Consider the following 15,068-nt stretch of genomic DNA (forward strand, 5'->3'; position numbering starts at 1 on the left):
CGAGCGCTTGGTCGCGAAGGGTTCGCGGGAGCGGCCGCCGCCCCGCGAAGAAGAACGGGCCGCACGCCCGGCGCCGGTCGCTCGGAAGCGACCGGCGCGGGGTGCGGCCCGCCGACTGCTCGGGGAGGCCCGGCGGGCCTCCCCGTCGTCGTGTCCGCCCGGCGCCGGGGCGCCGGACGGACACGGTCAATGATCAGAACACGTCCCTCACATCTGGTCGGGTGCGGGGACGCCGAGGAGCTCCAGGCCGGTGACCAGCGTGCGCAGCGTGACCGCGCACAGGGCCAGCCGGGACGCCCTGGTCTCCTCGTCGACGCCCTCCTTGAGCACCGGGCAGGCCTCGTAGAAGGCCGTGTAGCGGGTGGCGAGGCCGTAGAGATACTCCGCCACCAGGTGCGGTGCCGCCGCCGCGCCCGCCTCCTCCAGCGTGATGCCGAAGTCCAGCAGGTGCAGCGCCAGGTTCCGCTCCTCCTCGGTCCCGATCACGATCGGGCCCGTGGCCGACTCCGGCGTCAGCCCGCCCTTGCGCAGGACGGACTTCATCCGGACGCCGGCGTACTGCACGAAGCCGGCGGACCTGCCGGTGAACGCGATCATCCGTTCGAGGTCGAACGGATACTTGCTGCTCCGCGCCACCAGCAGGTCGGCGAACTTCACCGCGCCGATGGCGACGTCGCGGATGATCGCCTCACGGGTCTCGGCGTCGAACCGCTCGCCGCGACCGCTCTCGTCGAACTTCGCCGCGGCCCGCTCGTACGCGCCGTCCAGCAGTGCGGACAGCGGGACCGCGTCGCCGGAGCGGCTCTTCAGCTTGCCGCCGGTCGCGGGGTCGGTCACCATGCCGATCTTGGCGTGTTCGAGCACGGTACCCCCGAGCAGGAGGTCCGCCTTCTCCGCGACGGCGAACAGCAGCTCGAAGTGCTCCTTCTGCTCGTCGCCCACCACGTAGACCACCCGGTCGGCGCGCAGGACGGCGACCCGGTAGGCGATCGTGGCGAGATCGGTGGTGGTGTAGTTGTAACCGCCATCGCTCTTGCGGACGATGACCGCCTTGGCCTTGCCGTCCCTGCCCTTGAAGTCCGACAGGAAGACGCACAGGGCGCCCTCGCTGGGCACCGCGAGGCGGCGCTGCTCCAGCTCGTCGACGATCTCGGGGAGGAGCCCGTTGTAGAAGCTCTCCCCCATGGCCTCGTCGGCGGTCAGCCTGACGCCGAGCCGCTCGTACAACGCGTTGTAGGAACGCAAGGAGACGTCCACGAGGCGCTGCCAGTACCGCAGCGTCTCGTCGTCGCCCTGCTGGAGGGCGACGAGCCGCCGCCGCGACCGTCCGGCGAACCCCTCGTCCGACTTGAACCTCGCGTTGGCCGCCTTGTAGAAGGCGCCCGTGTCGCTCACGAACGCGCGGAGCCCGGCATCGGTGCCCCCCTCGAAGTCGAGGAGGTGCTCGATGAGCATGCCGAACGGCGTGCCCCAGTCACCGATGTGGTTGTCCCGGACCACCTCGTGTCCCAGGAACTCCAGGATCCGGGCGATGGCGTCGCCCACGATCGTCGTCCGCAGGTGACCGACGTGCATCACCTTCGCGACGTTGGGTGAGGAGTACTCCACCACGACCTTCTGCGGCTGCACGGCCCTGAGCACCCGGAGGCGCTCGTCGGCCGCGATCCGCTGGAGCTGCTCGGCGATCCACTCGCCGCTCAGCGTCAGGTTGATGAAGCCGGGCCCGCTGATCTCGACCGCCGACACGACGTCGTCGACGTCGAGCCGGTCCACGAGCTCCCGTGCCACTTCCCGGGGGTTGCGCTCCAGGACCTTGGCCAGCGCCAGCGCGACGTTGGCCTGAAGGTCCGCGTGCTGGGAGGGCCGGATGGCGGGGTCCACCCACCGGTACTGCGCCCCGAAGGCGGCTTCCAGCGCGTCCCTGAAGCGCCTGGCGAGAACGGCCACCGGCGACGGGCCGGTGAGATTGAACCTGTCCAGTTCTGGGTTCATCGCGCGTCTCTCCTGTTCTTGTTTGTCGGTTGCGGGTCGATCCCGCACCGGTGACCGTCCGCGTCCGCGGGGCCGCGGCAACCCGGGCCCGCGCTCCCGGTCCCCGGTGGGCCTAGGCTGTGTCCAAAGTCCCGGCCCACTCCGCTCGCCTGGCGGCTCGCTACGTGACCGGGCCTAGGCGAACGCGGCATCGCTTCGCGATCTGCCCGGCTCCGCTCGCCTCCGGCCTCGCTCCACCGGCCAGGTCACGCGTTCGCGCGGCATGGCCAAGGCGACTTCGAGACAGGCCCTAGCCCTTGCTGGACGGGCGTCCCGCGATCAGATCGCTCAGCCGGTCCCCGAGGCGCTGGACGGGGAGGCGGTACCGGCGCTCGCGGGTCAGCGCCCGCCGCTCCTTGCGGGACCCCTCCGCGTAGCGGCGCCGGGCCCACGGCGAGTCCGGCCGGGCCAGCCGGATCGCCCCGACGATCGCGACGAGCCCGATGAACAGGCCGATGACGCCCGTCCAGACCTTGCCCTTGAGCAGGGCGATCACCGCGACGCACAGGTTGAACAGCAGGACGGCCGCGATGCCCCACAACCCGTCCCCGGCGGCGTCGTCCACGCCCAGCGGCCGCAGGCCCAGCAGCATCAGCCCGCAGAGCGCGATCATGATGAAGACGACCTCGACCGACAGCCGGCCCTGCTCGCTCCAGTAGACGTCCTGGAGGTGCAGGACGAGGGCGAACTCGTCGAGGACGAGCGCGGTGCCCGCCCCGAACACGGCCGCGGCGCCCGCCGCCCACCCGGACGAGTCGTCGGTGATCGCCAGACCGCCCACCCCGCCGACGCACATGAACACGAGCCCGAACACGACGTGGTGGATGTGCCGCCCGCCGGGCGTCACGTTCCCGGGCCACCACCGCACCTGCCGCCGGATCATCCGCACGCTGAACCGGATGAACAGGAACGCCGCGATGAACGCCACGAAGAAGCAGAACAGCCGGAGCCGCCCGGCATCCGCGATCTCGCGCGTGAACCAGTCCCCCACACCCGCACCTTTCCCCCGGGCGGGTAAAGCCCACCTCCGCACCGCCCGGCCCTGTCAGCCGCGGGGGCGGAGGCCTGCCCAGACGAGGACCGCGCTGGCCAGGGTCACGGCCACGTCCACGCCGAGGGCGAGGTGGATGCCGGCCAGTTCCACGCTCCGCGTCGCGGCGACCGAGCCGAGGATGGGGATGCCGATGGTGATGGCCACCTGCTGGGTCATCAGCGTCAGCCCGGTCGCCAGGCCCTGCTCCTCGTCCGGGAGCCCGGAGGTGCCGGTGACGGTGTACGCCACGATGCACGTCACGTGCCCGAAGAAGCCGACGAACAGCGCGGGGATCAGGATCGCGAGCGCCGTCCGGTCGGTTCCGAGGAACACCAGGGGCAGGGTCGCCAGGCCCTGCACGGCCAGGCCGCAGCTCAGCACGGCCCGGCCGCCGAAGCGCCCGATGACGCGCCCTGCGATCACTCCGGCGCCGACGGACGCCAGGCCCGGGACACCGAGGACGAGACCGGTCTCCAGCGGCGTGAAGCCGAGGACGTTCTGCAGGTAGAGCGTCATCAGGAAGATCATGGCGGGCTCCATGGCGAAGACCACGAGGCCCGCGTAGTTGCCCCACTTCACCGTGGGGCGGCGGAGGATGCGCACCGGGGCGAGCGGCGCGGGCGAGCGCAGTTCGATCGCCCAGAAGGCACCCAGCAGCAGCACGCCCGCGACGGCGGCGGGGACGTTCCGCTCGATGACCGCGTAGATCGCGGCGAGCAGGCCGCCGGTCACGGTCACCGCGCCGGGCAGGTCCAGCCGCAGCCGGGCGGGGCGGACGCTCTCGCCGATCAGGGCGGGGGCGGCCACCAGCACGGCCACGGCGACCGGGACGTTGATGAAGAACGCCGCCCGCCAGCTCAGCAGGCTGACGAGGGCGCCGCCGACCAGGGCGCCGACGGTGAAGCCCGCGGAGAGCAGGGCACCGTTGAGGCCGAGGACGCGCTCGCGCAGCGGGCCCTCCGCGAACGTGCTGGTGATCAGGGAGAGCGCCGCGGGGGTGGCCATCGCCGTGGCGAACCCCTGGAGGGCCCGGGCGGTCAGGAGCGTCTCGGGGCCGGCAGCGAAGCCGCCGAGCAGCGAGGCCCCGGTCAGCAGCGCCATCCCGGAGAGGAACAGCCTGCGGCGGCCGAACAGGTCCGCCATCCGGCCGAACACCAGCGTGAAGCCCGCCGCGGGCAGCGCGTACGCGGCGGTGATCCAGGGCAGGCCGTCGGCGCCCAGCCCGACGCCCTCACCCGCCATCGGAAGGGCGACGTTCAGGATGGAGAAGTCGACGGAGAGGGTGAACCCGGCGCCGAGCAGGACGAGCAGGATCAGCCGCTGCCTGCCGCCGATACGCGGGGGCGACGCGGTCTTCGTGGGCGGGGTCGTTTCCGTGGGCGGGGTCGTTTCCGTGGGCATGGCAAGGAGCCCTTTCCGCAAGGGGGTTCGAAAGCGCAGGACGGTCAGGGCGTCCGGCGTGAGACGGCCGTGAGCGGCCGATGGCGTGGGCGGCTAGCGGGCGTCGCGCTCGGCTTCTTCGGCGATGCGCTTGACGTTCGCCAGGCGGCGGTCCCAGTCGGCCGCGAGGGAGGCCATCCACCGCGCCGTCGCGTTCAGGGCGGCGGGCCGCACCGCGTAGCGCACCTCGCGTCCGACCCGGCTGCTGGAGACCAGCTCGGCCGCGTCCAGGACGACCAGATGCTTGACCACCGCCTGCCGCGAGACCGGGAGGCGCCCGGCGAGGGTCGTGGCGGTGGCCTCGCCGTGTTCGGCGAGCAGGTCGAGCAGGCGGCGCCGCGTCGGATCGGCCAGCGCGGCGAGGACGCTGTCGACCGGCGCGGCGCCGTCGTCGGGGGTGTCGGTCACGCGGATTCGACGCGGGTCTTGAAGGCGTCCAGCACCTGGGGCCAGCCGCCGGTGTTGTCCTCCACGGCCTTGCGGCGCAGGTCGTCGGATCCGGCCAGCGCGGCGAAGCCGCTCTCGACGACGCGCAGCCGCGTCTTGCCGCCCTCGGGGGTCAGCGTGAACTCCACGAGGGTGCTGTTGTCGTCGCGCAGCTCCTCCCCCGGGAAGGCGCTGACCCAGCGGTAGGCGACGTAGGTCGGCGGCTCGACCTTCTCCACGCGCACGGGGAAGTCGCCGTGCTCGGCGTTCTTCACCACCATCGACTCGCCCTCCGCGGCCCCTCCGGGCGGGCCCGGCACGTCGGCCACCCAGAACCCGGGGTCGGCCACCAGCGACCAGACCCGGTCCAAGGATGCCGCGATCAGGGTTTCACGTTCAATTCGGTTCTCACTCATCTGGCTGCTCTCCCGTTCGTCCCGTTGGTGCAACCTCAGGGTTGCACATAGGCACCCGGCGACGCAACCCTGCGGTTGCACATTGCTGGAGCGGACCTGTCCGGCCTGGTCGGGGCCCGTGCGATGTCCGCGATGCGCAAACGGCGGCGTCCGCCACAGGAAAGACCGGGGGCCCGCGCAGGGGGTTCACTCGCGAAGACGCACCGCGAGAGAAGACGCACCGCGAGAGGAGCCGTTCCCATGCCGGAGACCCCCGGTCCGGAGTTCTGGAAGAACCTCAGGCCGATCGAGAACTCGCAGAAGCCGGACGCGCTGCCGGAGGTGTACCTGCCGAAGGTCGCCACCGACGACGACCGGTACTACGTGCCGTTCACCGACACGGTCGGGTCGCGGCCGCTGTGGATCAACGTGAAGGACAACACCTGGTCCGACGTCCTGCGGTCCAAGGAGGCCGGGCTCGTCAACCGGCACTACCACCCCCACGAGGTGTTCGCCTACACGATCTCCGGCAAGTGGGGATACCTGGAGCGCCCCTGGACGGCCACGGCCGGCGACTTCGTCTACGAGGCGCCCGGCGAGGGGCACACCCTCGTCGCCTACGAGCACGAGGAGCCGATGAAGACGCTGTTCATCGTCAAGGGCCCGCTGATCTGGCTGGACGAGAACGGCGAGCCCGAAGGCCTCTTCGACGTCCACGACTACATCGACATGTGCCGCAGGCACTACGACGCGGTCGGGCTGGGCGCGGACCTCATCGACTCGCTCTTCCGATGAGCACGGCGCGCGTCACGACGTAGGCTCCGTCGCGGGGACGCGCCCCGCGGCAGAAGGAGCGGACCATGCCGGCACCGATGATCTCCGAGGCCAGCACGGAGGAGGTCGACCCGCGCGACCGCATCGAGTTCTGGGAGGACTACAACCGCAGGGCGCTGGTCGGGCTGTCGTGCACCTCCTACTCCGAGGACGGGCTGCTGGCCCGGCAGGCCAACTTCCGGCTCGGGGACGTCCGGCTGGCCGACATCAGCGGCAACGCCCACGCGGTGGAGCGCACCCCGCAGGTGGCCAGGTCGGCGCCGAAGGACTCGGTGTTCGCGACCCTGCTGGTCGAGGGCGAGGCGGTGTTCCTGCACGAGCACGGCTGCCTCGCCGCGACCGCGGGCGACCTCGTCCTCTACGACACGCGCCGCCCCTACCTGTTCGGGTTCTCCTCGTCCATGCGGCAGTTGCTCGTGGACGTCCCCCGCGATCTGTTCGTCGAGCGGTGCATGGCGGGCGGCGTCCCCGCCCCCGTGCTGTTCGGGCGCGGGACCGCCCGGGAGGGCGAACTGGTCGTGGCGCTGCGGTCCGTCCTGGAGAAGCCGGGCGCGCAGTCCCGCGGGAACGTCCTCGACCTGTTGCGCATGCTCGCCACGGAGCGGTCGGGCGGACGGTCCGCGCCCGCCGCGTACCAGACCCAGCTGATCGTCGCCGAGGACTACGTCGAGCGGCACCTGCACGACCCCCGCCTCACCCCCGGGCAGGTCGCGGGCGTGCTGGGGGTGTCGGTACGGCATCTCGGCCGGATCTTCGAGGCGGCCGGCACCACCCCGGCGAGGCACATCCTGGAGCGCCGCCTCCAGCGGGCCCACGACGACCTCGCCTCCCCCCGCACCGCCCGCACGACCATCGCGGACGTCGCCTACCGCTGGGGCTTCTCCAGCCAGGCGCACTTCGCCCGCCACTTCCGCGCCCGCTTCGGCCGCACCCCTTCGGAGACCCGCGCGTCCGCCCGCTGACGTGCGGTTGCGCCGGTGAGCGAGCCCGGAAAGGATGATCCACACTCACAGCGAAGGCGGCAATGTGGACATCTCGGTCAAGTACCAGCCCACCGAGGACGAGGTGACCCGGGCGTTCACCGAGGGTTTCAAGCGGCAGCTCACGGTCCTGTACGCGGTTCTCGTCATCGTCCTGCTCGGGGGCGCGGCGTACAGGTTCGCCGCGGGTGACCCGGGAATGGGCATCGGCGCGCTGGTGGCGGCGGTCCTGAGCCCCCTGGCGGGGACGTGGTGGCTTCGCAGGCGCGCGCGGCGGATGCTCTCGTTCCTCTGCGTCCCCACGACGGTGCGGGTGACCGACAGCGGCTACGACTGCCGGACGGACGAGTCCACCACGGAGATGCGGTGGACCATGTTCTCCCACGTGTACCCCACCCCGGAGTTCTGGCTGCTGTACGTGAACGACCAGCCCGCCGCCTTTCTCCCCAGGGCCGCCTTCGATGCCGCCCAGCAGGCCGAGATCGACGCCTTCCTGGCCGCTCGCAAGATCAGTCGGAGTCGGTGACGGCCAGCACGGCCACCGTCCGCCGCTCGGGGCGCAGGGCCGCGATGCCCACGTCCAGCGGCGGGACGACCCGGAGATGCCAGTCCGAGCCGTAGAAGAGCCATGTGCACCGGTCGGCGCCTCGCTCGACCGCCGCCGGGTCGGCCTCCTGGACGTCCGCCAGCGCCGCCAGCGACTCCCAAGACGCCTTGCGCGCATAGGCGCCGTGCATGCGGGGCCCGTAAGCACCGCCGGAAGCGGCCCCGCCGAACAGCGTCCGCAGGACGTCGACGGTGGTCGCCCGCCGCACTCCGGCCGTGGTGGCACCGGTGCTGGCTGCCGGCAGGAGGCGGAGCAGCGAAGCACCGAAGTCGGCGGGGGCCAGCGGGCGGTCCAGCCGGAACAGCCCCGCCTCCAGGGCATCGGCGCCCGACGGCCAGTTGCGGTAGGCGCTCAACGCCTGCCGAGCGTCGGGCCAGTCGACCGCCGCCACCCCGATGTCGAGACCCGTGGCCCCCGGCGCCTCCGGCGCCCCCTCGCCGGGCGGGCGCCAGGGCCCGGCCGGGCCCGGATGCCGGGGCAGCCCGAGATGCCGCTCGGCCCCGACCGGGCGAAGCGGCAGGTTCGCCAGCGGATGCCCGGCGTCCCGCAGCCTCCCGGCGAACCCCGCGGCGGACGCCGCGTCGTGGCGCAGGGCCGTCTCCTGGAGGAGGCAGGCCGCGAGTTCGTCCGACGCTTCGGCGTCGTCGAACACCGCGAGGAGATGCTCGGCGGGCTGGGCGCAGGCCAGCCACTCCGCGACCTCCGGCAGGCTGTAGCGAAGGTCGCCGCCCCACGCCAGCCCCTCGGCCGCGAGGGCGCGGACGCGCGCGGTGCGCTCCGCGCCGCCGGGCGCGCTCGCCAGCCGCCGCAACGCGACCTCGAAGCCGTACCGCATCGGGTGGGTCGGCTCCCCGACCTCCAGCAACGCCGCCAGCAGCCGTTCGAGCCACTCCGGCTCCGCCTTCTGGACGGCGTTGTCGGTCACCTTGACGGCCCTGTCCCAGTGGCGGTCCCTGTAGGTGTCCGCCAGTCCCATCCGCCGGACGGCCTTCTCGATCTCCACACCGCGCAGTCTCACACCCGGAATGTCGGAGAGCGACCCTTAGGCTGGCCCGATGATCACGGCTCCGCGGCACGCCACCACCTACAGCCTCTTCGTCCCGGACGAGGCGGCCGCCCGTGAGGGGGCCCGGGCGCTCGCCGGACGCGGCCACGCGCTCGTGCGCGTCGCCCCGGACACCACGACCGACTCCGGGTGGCGGGTCGACGGCCTCGACGAGGGCCCCTATCCGGACGACGACGAGCGCTGGTGGGCGGCCGCCGAGCACCGCGCCGTCGCGGCGCTGGCCGAGGGGCTCGGCGGCCGCCTCTCGTGCTCGATGGCCCTTCCCGAGACCGCCCGCCGCTTCTTCCCCGAGGGTGAGGGCGTCTGCGACCGGAGCGCCGGCGACGTCCGCGACCTGCGGGTGGCCGTCCTGTCCCGCGAGCCCGCCCGCACGCCCGCGCCGGCCATCGTCCACGGCCTCGGCAGGCAGGAGCCGTCCGGCGGCCCGACGGGCGAGCCGATCGTCCTGGACGGTCTGGACGACATCGACTGGTCGTCTCTGACCGGGGCCTACGGACCGGCCGACGAGGTCCCGGACATCCTGCGGGGCCTCGCCGCCAACGACGAGGGGTGGGAGGAGGCCGTCGAGGAGTACTTCAGCACGGTCGTCCACCAGGACACCTGCTACGACTGCACTCCAGAGACCATCGGCTTCCTCGTCCAGCTCGTCCGCGCGCCGCGGCTGTTCCCCGCGTACCGGTTCCACCTGCTGATCCACCTGGCCTACATCGCCACGATCGACCCCGTCCCGGAGACCGGCGAGCCCGACTCGGACGAGGCGGCCGCCTGCCGCGCGGTCATCGACCGCCTTCCCGGCCTGCTGGCCCTCTGGCCGGACCTGCCCGCGACGGAGCGCGCCTGGCTGATCGTCCTGGCGGCCGTCCGTCCCGGCGCGGAGCCGCGGCCCGAGTTCCGGGAGTTCCGGCACCGGGTGGACGGCCCGAGCCCCGCTCTCGATCTCGCGCTCGCCCTGATGTCCGGCGACGGCGGCGCCGTCCGCGAGTTGACGCTCGCCGCGGCCGCATGGGACGAGGAGGTCTCCGCGATGCTGGAGGAGCCGTTCTCCCGGCGCACCCGCGACCTGAAGGTCCTCTTCCACCTCGCGCTGGCCGAGCTCGCGCCGGCCTAGGCTGGTCAGCGGCCCTGGAAGTCCGGGGGGCGGTTCTCCAGGAAGGCCGTGATGCCCTCCTTGGCGTCCTCGGTGCCGGTCAGCTCGACCAGCTCGGACAGCAGGTGGGCGACCTGGTCCTCCAGGGGGCGGCCCTCGATGGCGAAGAACGCGTCGCGGCCGCGGCGCAGGCCCACGGGGCTCTTGGACGCGATCAGGCGGGCCAGCTCGTCCACGCGGGCGTCCAGCTCGGCGCGCGGGACGACCTCGGTGACCAGGCCGATGTCGCGGCCCTCGGCGGCGGTGACGCGGGCGCCGGTGTAGTAGAGCTTGAAGGCGTGCTTCGGGGCGACGTTCCGGTTGATGATCGCCATGATCATCATGGGCCAGAGACCGACGTTGACCTCGGGCGTGGCGAGCTTGACGTCGTCGGCCGCGATGACCAGGTCGCAGGCGGCGGCGAGGCCGAGGCCGCCCGCGACGGCGTGCCCGGCCAGCCGCGCGATGATCGGCTTGCCGAGCCCGGGGAAGGCCGTGAAGAGCCGGAAGGGGGCGCTGTCGCGGACGGCGCCGGCGTCCGCGACCGACCGGCCGTCGGCCTGCGCCCGGCCGAGGCCGCCGAGGTCGGCGCCCGCGCAGAACGCCCGGTCCCCGGCGCCGGTCAGGACGATGACCCGGACTCCGGTGTCGGCCCTGGCCCGCTCGAACGCGTCGAGCAGCTCGCCGATCATCTGGTCGCTGAGCGCGTTGCGGGCGTCGGGGCGGTTCAGCGTGATCCGCGCGATCCGCTCGTCCACCGAATACAGGATCGTCTCGTACATGTCCCCGGCCACCTCCGAACGGTACCGCCCCCCGGAGCGGGCTCCGGGGGGCGGTGCCTCGACGGACTCAGATGCGCTCGATGATGGTGGCGTTGGCCTGGCCGCCGCCCTCGCACATCGTCTGCAGGCCGTAGCGGCCGCCGGTGCGCTCCAGCTCGTGCAGCAGCTTGGTCATCAGGACGCCGCCGGTCGCGCCGAGCGGGTGCCCGAGGGCGATCGCGCCGCCGTTGGGGTTGGTCCTGTCCAGCGAGGCGCCGGTGTCGTGCGCCCACGCCATCGGGACCGGGGCGAACGCCTCGTTGACCTCGAAGACGTCGATGTCGTCGATCTTCAGCCCGGCGCGGTCCAGGGCCTTCTCGGTGGCGGGGATCGGGCCGGTCAGCATGTAGACCGGGTCGGAGCCGCACACCGCGAGGGTGTGGATGCGGGCGCGCGGGGTGAGGTTGTACCGCTTGACGGCCTCCTCGGAGGCGATCAGCACCGCGGAGGCGCCGACGGAGATCTGCGAGGCGACGGCGGCGGTGATCCGGCCGCCCTCGCGCAGCGTCTTGAGCCCCGCCATCTTCTCCAGCGTGGTGTCGGCGCGGGCGCCCTCGTCCTTGGACAGCCCGGCGATGGGGGCGATCTCGCGGTCGAAGTAGCCGGCCTCGATGGCCTTGGCGGCGCGCTGGTGGCTCTCCAGCGCGAACCTCTCCAGGTCCTCGCGGGTGAAGCCCCACTTCTCGGCCATCAGCTCGGCGCCGCGGAACTGGGAGATCTCCTGCATGCCGTAGCGCTCGGCCCAGCCCTCGCCGTAGGGGAAGGGCATGCCCTTCTCCAGGGCCATGGCGACGGAGGAGCCCATCGGGACGACCGCCATCTGCTCGACGCCGGAGGCGACGACGAGGTCCTGGGTGCCCGACAGCACGCCCTGGGCGGCGAAGTGGATCGCCTGCTGGGACGACCCGCACTGGCGGTCGATGGTCACGCCGGGCACGCTCTCCGGCAGCCCGGCCGACAGCCACGCGGTGCGCGCGATGTCCAGCGACTGCGGGCCGACCTGCATGACGCAGCCCATGATCACGTCTTCGACCCCGGAGGGGTCGACCCCGGTGCGGTTGACGAGCTCCTTGAGCACGTGCGCCCCGAGGTCGGCGGGGTGGACGTCCTTGAGAGCGCCCTTCTTGGTACCGACGGGGGTACGGACCGCGCCGACGATGTACGCCTCGGCCACTACGCCTCCAAAATCTGGGGTTCCGTCCCGAAACCGAGTGTGATTCGGTTAGTCGGTATGAGATTACATCCCTCCCGGCGCAACGCGCTGTGAGGTGGGTCTCGGGGACCCTAGGCCCCCCGCTCCGCGGGCCGCGGGCCGGGCCCGAGCACCTCGCCGTCCGCCTCGTCGCCGAGGGACGCCTCCGCCAGCCGCGACAGGACGTCCGCCAGCTCAGGATGCTCCTCGGGAGCCCAGCCGTCCAGATGCCGGGAGAGCCCCTCGCACCGGGCGACGAACAGGCGCTCGGCGGCGTCCCGCCCTGACGGCGTGACGGCGAGGACCCCCTCGCGCCGCTGGACGTAGCCGGCGTCCACGAGCCGGTCGACGTACGGGCGGCCCTGCTCGACCCGCACCCCCGCCCGGTCGGCGAGTTCCTGGCCGGTGACCGTCCCGTCCTTGGCGATCCGGCACAACGCCCAGACGCTGCCCGCGGGCAGGGACACGCCCGAGAACGCGGCCAGCCGGTCGTACATCTCGAAGGCCCTGGCGTCCCGGCGCATCAGCTCGCTCAGGGCGCGCTCCATCTCATGCCTTGACGACCGGACGGTCGGCGCCGCGCCGAAGCCCTCCCCGTAGTCGGGCGTCTGCGCTGTCTCCCGCAGCGGGACCTCGCGCAGGAACCAGGTCAGCACGAACGCGGGCCGCCGCCACGGGGACCGCCCAGAAGAACACCGAGTCGATCGACTGCGCGTAGGCGTGCAGAACGGCGTCCTTCACCGCGACCGGGTACCGGTCGAGCAGCCTCGGATTGCCCTGGACGGCCGCTGGGTCGAACCCCGGCGGCAGGACCCGCGCCAGGTCCGCCACATGGCCGGCGAGCTGGTTGCTGAAGATCGAGCCGAACACCGCGACGCCGAACGACCCGCCGATCTGCCGGAAGAAGGTGACACCGGACGTCGCGGAGCCGAGGTCCTGGTACGACACCGCGTTCTGGACGGCGATCACGAGCACCTGCATGACCAGGCCGAGCCCGAAGCCGAGCAGCGCGAACCGCAGGCTCATGCTCAGGGTGGTGGAGTTCTCGTCCAGCGCCGAGCACAGGTAGAGCGCCAGCGCGATGATCGGCGTCCCGACCATCGGGTAGATCTTGTAGCGGCCGAACCGGGTGATCAGCTGGCCGGAGCCGATCGAGCTGAGCAGCATGCCGAGCATCATCGGCAGCAGGTAGACGCCCGACAGCGTGGGCGAGACCCCGTGCACCACCTGAAGGAAGATCGGCAGGAACGTCAGCGCGCCGAACATCGCGAAGCCGACCGCGAAGCTGATCGCGGCGCCGAGCGCGAAGACCGGGTGGCGCAGCAGCGCCGGCGGCATGATCGGCTCGGCGGCGCGCCGCTCGACCAGCAGCCACACGCCGATCAGCGCCACCGAGCCGGCGGCCAGCCCGATGATCGGCGCGGACGCCCAGGCGTAGCGCGTCCCGCCCCAGGTGGCCGTCAGCACCAGCCCGACGGCCCAGCCGACGATCAGCAGCGTGCCGAGGTAGTCGATGCGGTGGCGCTCCCGCTCGCCCGTCGCGTGCAGGACGGCGGCGATCACCGCCAGCGCCACCACCCCGATGGGCAGGTTGATGTAGAACACCCAGCGCCAGGTCAGGTTGTCGACGAACCAGCCGCCGAGCAGCGGGCCGCACACGCTGGCCACGCCGAAGACCGCGCCGAACAGGCCCTGGTAGCGGCCGCGCTCGCGGGGCGGCACCACGTCCCCGACGATGGCGACGGCGAGCACCATCAGCCCGCCGCCGCCGAGGCCCTGCAGGGCGCGGAACACGATCAGCTGCGTCATGTCCTGCGCCAGGCCGCACAGCGCCGACCCGATCAGGAAGATGACGATCGACGCCTGGAACAGCCGCTTGCGGCCGTACTGGTCGCCGAGCTTGCCCCACAGCGGCGTGGACGCCGTCGAGGACAGCAGGTACGCCGTGACGACCCACGACAGGTGGTTGAGCCCGCCGAGCTCGCTGACGATCGTCGGCAGCGCGGTGGACACGATCGTCTGGTCCAGCGCCGCCAGCAGCATGGCGAGCATGAGGGCGCCGAGGACGACGTAGAGGTCCCTGCCCTTCGGCATGGCCCGCTCGTCCCGCGCCGCCGCCGTCGCCGTCATGCCGTCGCCCCCCTGCCGCCGCCCATGTACCGGGTACGTGCGGGGAGATGCCTACCCACGAGCCGGTCGGGATCACCCGGCCCAGGCGAGCGCCCCGAGGGGAAAGGCCCTAGCTCACCAGGTCGCGGGCGACCTTCGCGGCGCCGATCGAGGCGGCCCCGCCGGCGACCGCCACCGCGCCCGCGGTCACCCACAGCGGCACGCCCTTGCGGGTCTTCAGCCCGCTCATCACGTCGATCGAGTCGACGGCGAGGCCGATCCGGGCCCACAGCCGGCGCCCGGACTCGTCGCCGCTGAGCAGGTAGCCCGCGCCGAGCGCGATCTCCCGGGCGGCGAACATCCGCGCCACGTAGTCGCGGCCCGGGTCGGCGGCGCCGCCGAGGCCCATCAGCTTCACGGTCAGCCTCGGAGCGGCGAGCGCCGCGAGCCCGAGCGCGACCCGGCCGCGGGCCAGGTTGGTCGCCATCTCGTCCACCCTGTCCCGGCCGTCTGTTTCCTTCGCATCTGCCACGAAGGTGAGGGTATCGGCCCGCCCCCGGCTCCGAACCGGCGGGTAACCCCCTCCTTACACGTCTAGGGTTCAGGAAGGCGGCACTTCCCCCGGACGAAGGTGGCCATGGAAGGCATCCTCACTCTCATCGTCGTGTCACTGCTCGCGGCGTTCTGCGTGCGCTGGGCCGCGGTGCGGCTCCGGCTGCCCATGCCGGGCCGGGCCGCGGTGATCATCGTGTTCGTCATCGTCGTGCTGGCGTTGTTCGGCCAGCACCTGCGGAAGTGACCGGCGGACATGCACGGCGAGTGAATTTCCGGGGCCGATTCCGAACCTCCCGGCCCTTCGGGGAGTCATAACTGGCGAAACCGGCTTCACGCCCGTTCGCTGCCCGCCGGCGCCGACGCGCCCCGCCCGACCGGGGCGGGATCCCCCCGGCACGCGCCTGCACGGTGGACGCGAACGGGACCCCGTACGGCGAAGCCGGCCGAGCCGAG

16 protein-coding genes are annotated in these 15,068 nt (G+C 72.6%); 5 read left to right on the forward strand and 11 right to left on the reverse strand.

The genetic code is table 11. The annotated features are described in order from the left end of the window. Nucleotides 1-207 precede the first annotated feature (207 nt). The 5 genes from argS to BJY14_RS15220 form a co-directional block, all read right to left on the reverse strand. Complete coding sequence (gene argS, locus BJY14_RS15200; RefSeq protein WP_179844203.1) at nucleotides 208-1,992, reverse strand: arginine--tRNA ligase; 1,785 nt, start codon at nucleotides 1,990-1,992, stop codon at nucleotides 208-210. Between the two features lie 289 nt (nucleotides 1,993-2,281). After that, nucleotides 2,282-3,022, reverse strand: coding sequence for a hypothetical protein (locus BJY14_RS15205; protein WP_179844204.1), 741 nt, complete (start codon nucleotides 3,020-3,022; stop codon nucleotides 2,282-2,284). A gap of 54 nt (nucleotides 3,023-3,076) precedes the next feature. Further along, nucleotides 3,077-4,465 carry an MFS transporter gene (locus BJY14_RS15210; RefSeq protein ID WP_179844205.1) on the reverse strand — a complete coding sequence of 463 codons (1,389 nt, stop codon included), beginning with the start codon at nucleotides 4,463-4,465 and terminating at the stop codon, nucleotides 3,077-3,079. 93 nt (nucleotides 4,466-4,558) lie between these two features. Continuing rightward, nucleotides 4,559-4,912 carry an ArsR/SmtB family transcription factor gene (locus tag BJY14_RS15215; protein WP_179844206.1) on the reverse strand — a complete coding sequence of 118 codons (354 nt, stop codon included), beginning with the start codon at nucleotides 4,910-4,912 and terminating at the stop codon, nucleotides 4,559-4,561. Continuing rightward, nucleotides 4,909-5,346: an SRPBCC domain-containing protein gene (locus BJY14_RS15220; protein ID WP_179844207.1), complete on the reverse strand. Its 438-nt coding sequence runs from the start codon at nucleotides 5,344-5,346 to the stop codon at nucleotides 4,909-4,911. Before BJY14_RS15220 ends, BJY14_RS15215 begins: the two co-directional genes overlap by 4 nt. Before the next feature lie 240 nt (nucleotides 5,347-5,586). Here BJY14_RS15220 and BJY14_RS15225 point away from each other — a divergent pair, with 240 nt between their 5' ends. From BJY14_RS15225 to BJY14_RS47220, 3 genes are all read left to right on the forward strand, one after another. Further along, nucleotides 5,587-6,120 carry a 2,4'-dihydroxyacetophenone dioxygenase family protein gene (locus tag BJY14_RS15225; RefSeq protein ID WP_179844208.1) on the forward strand — a complete coding sequence of 178 codons (534 nt, stop codon included), beginning with the start codon at nucleotides 5,587-5,589 and terminating at the stop codon, nucleotides 6,118-6,120. Between the two features lie 65 nt (nucleotides 6,121-6,185). Next, nucleotides 6,186-7,121: a helix-turn-helix domain-containing protein gene (locus BJY14_RS15230; protein ID WP_179844209.1), complete on the forward strand. Its 936-nt coding sequence runs from the start codon at nucleotides 6,186-6,188 to the stop codon at nucleotides 7,119-7,121. 64 nt (nucleotides 7,122-7,185) lie between these two features. After that, nucleotides 7,186-7,665: a YcxB family protein gene (locus tag BJY14_RS47220; RefSeq protein WP_179844210.1), complete on the forward strand. Its 480-nt coding sequence runs from the start codon at nucleotides 7,186-7,188 to the stop codon at nucleotides 7,663-7,665. Here BJY14_RS47220 and BJY14_RS15240 read toward each other — a convergent pair. Then, on the reverse strand, nucleotides 7,649-8,764 hold the full coding sequence (locus BJY14_RS15240; RefSeq protein WP_179844211.1) for a DUF6183 family protein: 1,116 nt from the start codon (nucleotides 8,762-8,764) through the stop codon (nucleotides 7,649-7,651). The genes BJY14_RS47220 and BJY14_RS15240 overlap by 17 nt on opposite strands. 37 nt (nucleotides 8,765-8,801) lie before the next feature. On the opposite strand from BJY14_RS15240, the gene BJY14_RS15245 reads away from it, so the two are divergent. After that, nucleotides 8,802-9,920: a hypothetical protein gene (locus BJY14_RS15245; protein ID WP_179844212.1), complete on the forward strand. Its 1,119-nt coding sequence runs from the start codon at nucleotides 8,802-8,804 to the stop codon at nucleotides 9,918-9,920. A gap of 5 nt (nucleotides 9,921-9,925) precedes the next feature. Here BJY14_RS15245 and BJY14_RS15250 read toward each other — a convergent pair whose 3' ends face one another. From BJY14_RS15250 to BJY14_RS15265, 5 genes are all read right to left on the reverse strand, one after another. Next, nucleotides 9,926-10,732, reverse strand: a complete 807-nt coding sequence (locus BJY14_RS15250; protein ID WP_218905388.1) for an enoyl-CoA hydratase/isomerase family protein — start codon at nucleotides 10,730-10,732, stop codon at nucleotides 9,926-9,928. A 55-nt stretch (nucleotides 10,733-10,787) separates the two neighbouring features. Further along, the gene (locus tag BJY14_RS15255) at nucleotides 10,788-11,933 is read right to left on the reverse strand and encodes an acetyl-CoA C-acetyltransferase (protein ID WP_179844213.1); all 1,146 of its coding nucleotides are present in this window, start codon (nucleotides 11,931-11,933) and stop codon (nucleotides 10,788-10,790) included. Between the two features lie 110 nt (nucleotides 11,934-12,043). Continuing rightward, nucleotides 12,044-12,607, reverse strand: coding sequence for a MarR family winged helix-turn-helix transcriptional regulator (locus BJY14_RS47225; protein ID WP_312879822.1), 564 nt, complete (start codon nucleotides 12,605-12,607; stop codon nucleotides 12,044-12,046). Then, on the reverse strand, nucleotides 12,501-14,081 hold the full coding sequence (locus BJY14_RS15260; protein ID WP_312879245.1) for an MDR family MFS transporter: 1,581 nt from the start codon (nucleotides 14,079-14,081) through the stop codon (nucleotides 12,501-12,503). Before BJY14_RS15260 ends, BJY14_RS47225 begins: the two co-directional genes overlap by 107 nt. A gap of 109 nt (nucleotides 14,082-14,190) precedes the next feature. Beyond that, nucleotides 14,191-14,592 carry a hypothetical protein gene (locus BJY14_RS15265; protein ID WP_258944698.1) on the reverse strand — a complete coding sequence of 134 codons (402 nt, stop codon included), beginning with the start codon at nucleotides 14,590-14,592 and terminating at the stop codon, nucleotides 14,191-14,193. 105 nt (nucleotides 14,593-14,697) lie between these two features. On the opposite strand from BJY14_RS15265, the gene BJY14_RS15270 reads away from it, so the two are divergent. Further along, nucleotides 14,698-14,859 carry a hypothetical protein gene (locus BJY14_RS15270; protein WP_179844214.1) on the forward strand — a complete coding sequence of 54 codons (162 nt, stop codon included), beginning with the start codon at nucleotides 14,698-14,700 and terminating at the stop codon, nucleotides 14,857-14,859. Nucleotides 14,860-15,068 lie beyond the last annotated feature (209 nt).

This window comes from Actinomadura luteofluorescens (assembly GCF_013409365.1).
Classification (GTDB): Bacteria; Actinomycetota; Actinomycetes; order Streptosporangiales; family Streptosporangiaceae; genus Spirillospora; species Spirillospora luteofluorescens.

What these genes read in the sequence shown, in the direction of transcription:
- argS (WP_179844203.1), bottom strand. Translation starts at nt 1,992, where the DNA reads ATGAACCCAGAACTGGACAGGTTCAATCTCACCGGCCCGTCGCCGGTG.
- BJY14_RS15210 (WP_179844205.1), bottom strand. Translation starts at nt 4,465, where the DNA reads ATGCCCACGGAAACGACCCCGCCCACGGAAACGACCCCGCCCACGAAG.
- BJY14_RS15220 (WP_179844207.1), bottom strand. Translation starts at nt 5,346, where the DNA reads ATGAGTGAGAACCGAATTGAACGTGAAACCCTGATCGCGGCATCCTTG.
- BJY14_RS15225 (WP_179844208.1), top strand. Translation starts at nt 5,587, where the DNA reads ATGCCGGAGACCCCCGGTCCGGAGTTCTGGAAGAACCTCAGGCCGATC.
- BJY14_RS15230 (WP_179844209.1), top strand. Translation starts at nt 6,186, where the DNA reads ATGCCGGCACCGATGATCTCCGAGGCCAGCACGGAGGAGGTCGACCCG.
- BJY14_RS15245 (WP_179844212.1), top strand. Translation starts at nt 8,802, where the DNA reads ATGATCACGGCTCCGCGGCACGCCACCACCTACAGCCTCTTCGTCCCG.
- BJY14_RS15260 (WP_312879245.1), bottom strand. Translation starts at nt 14,081, where the DNA reads ATGACGGCGACGGCGGCGGCGCGGGACGAGCGGGCCATGCCGAAGGGC.
- BJY14_RS15270 (WP_179844214.1), top strand. Translation starts at nt 14,698, where the DNA reads ATGGAAGGCATCCTCACTCTCATCGTCGTGTCACTGCTCGCGGCGTTC.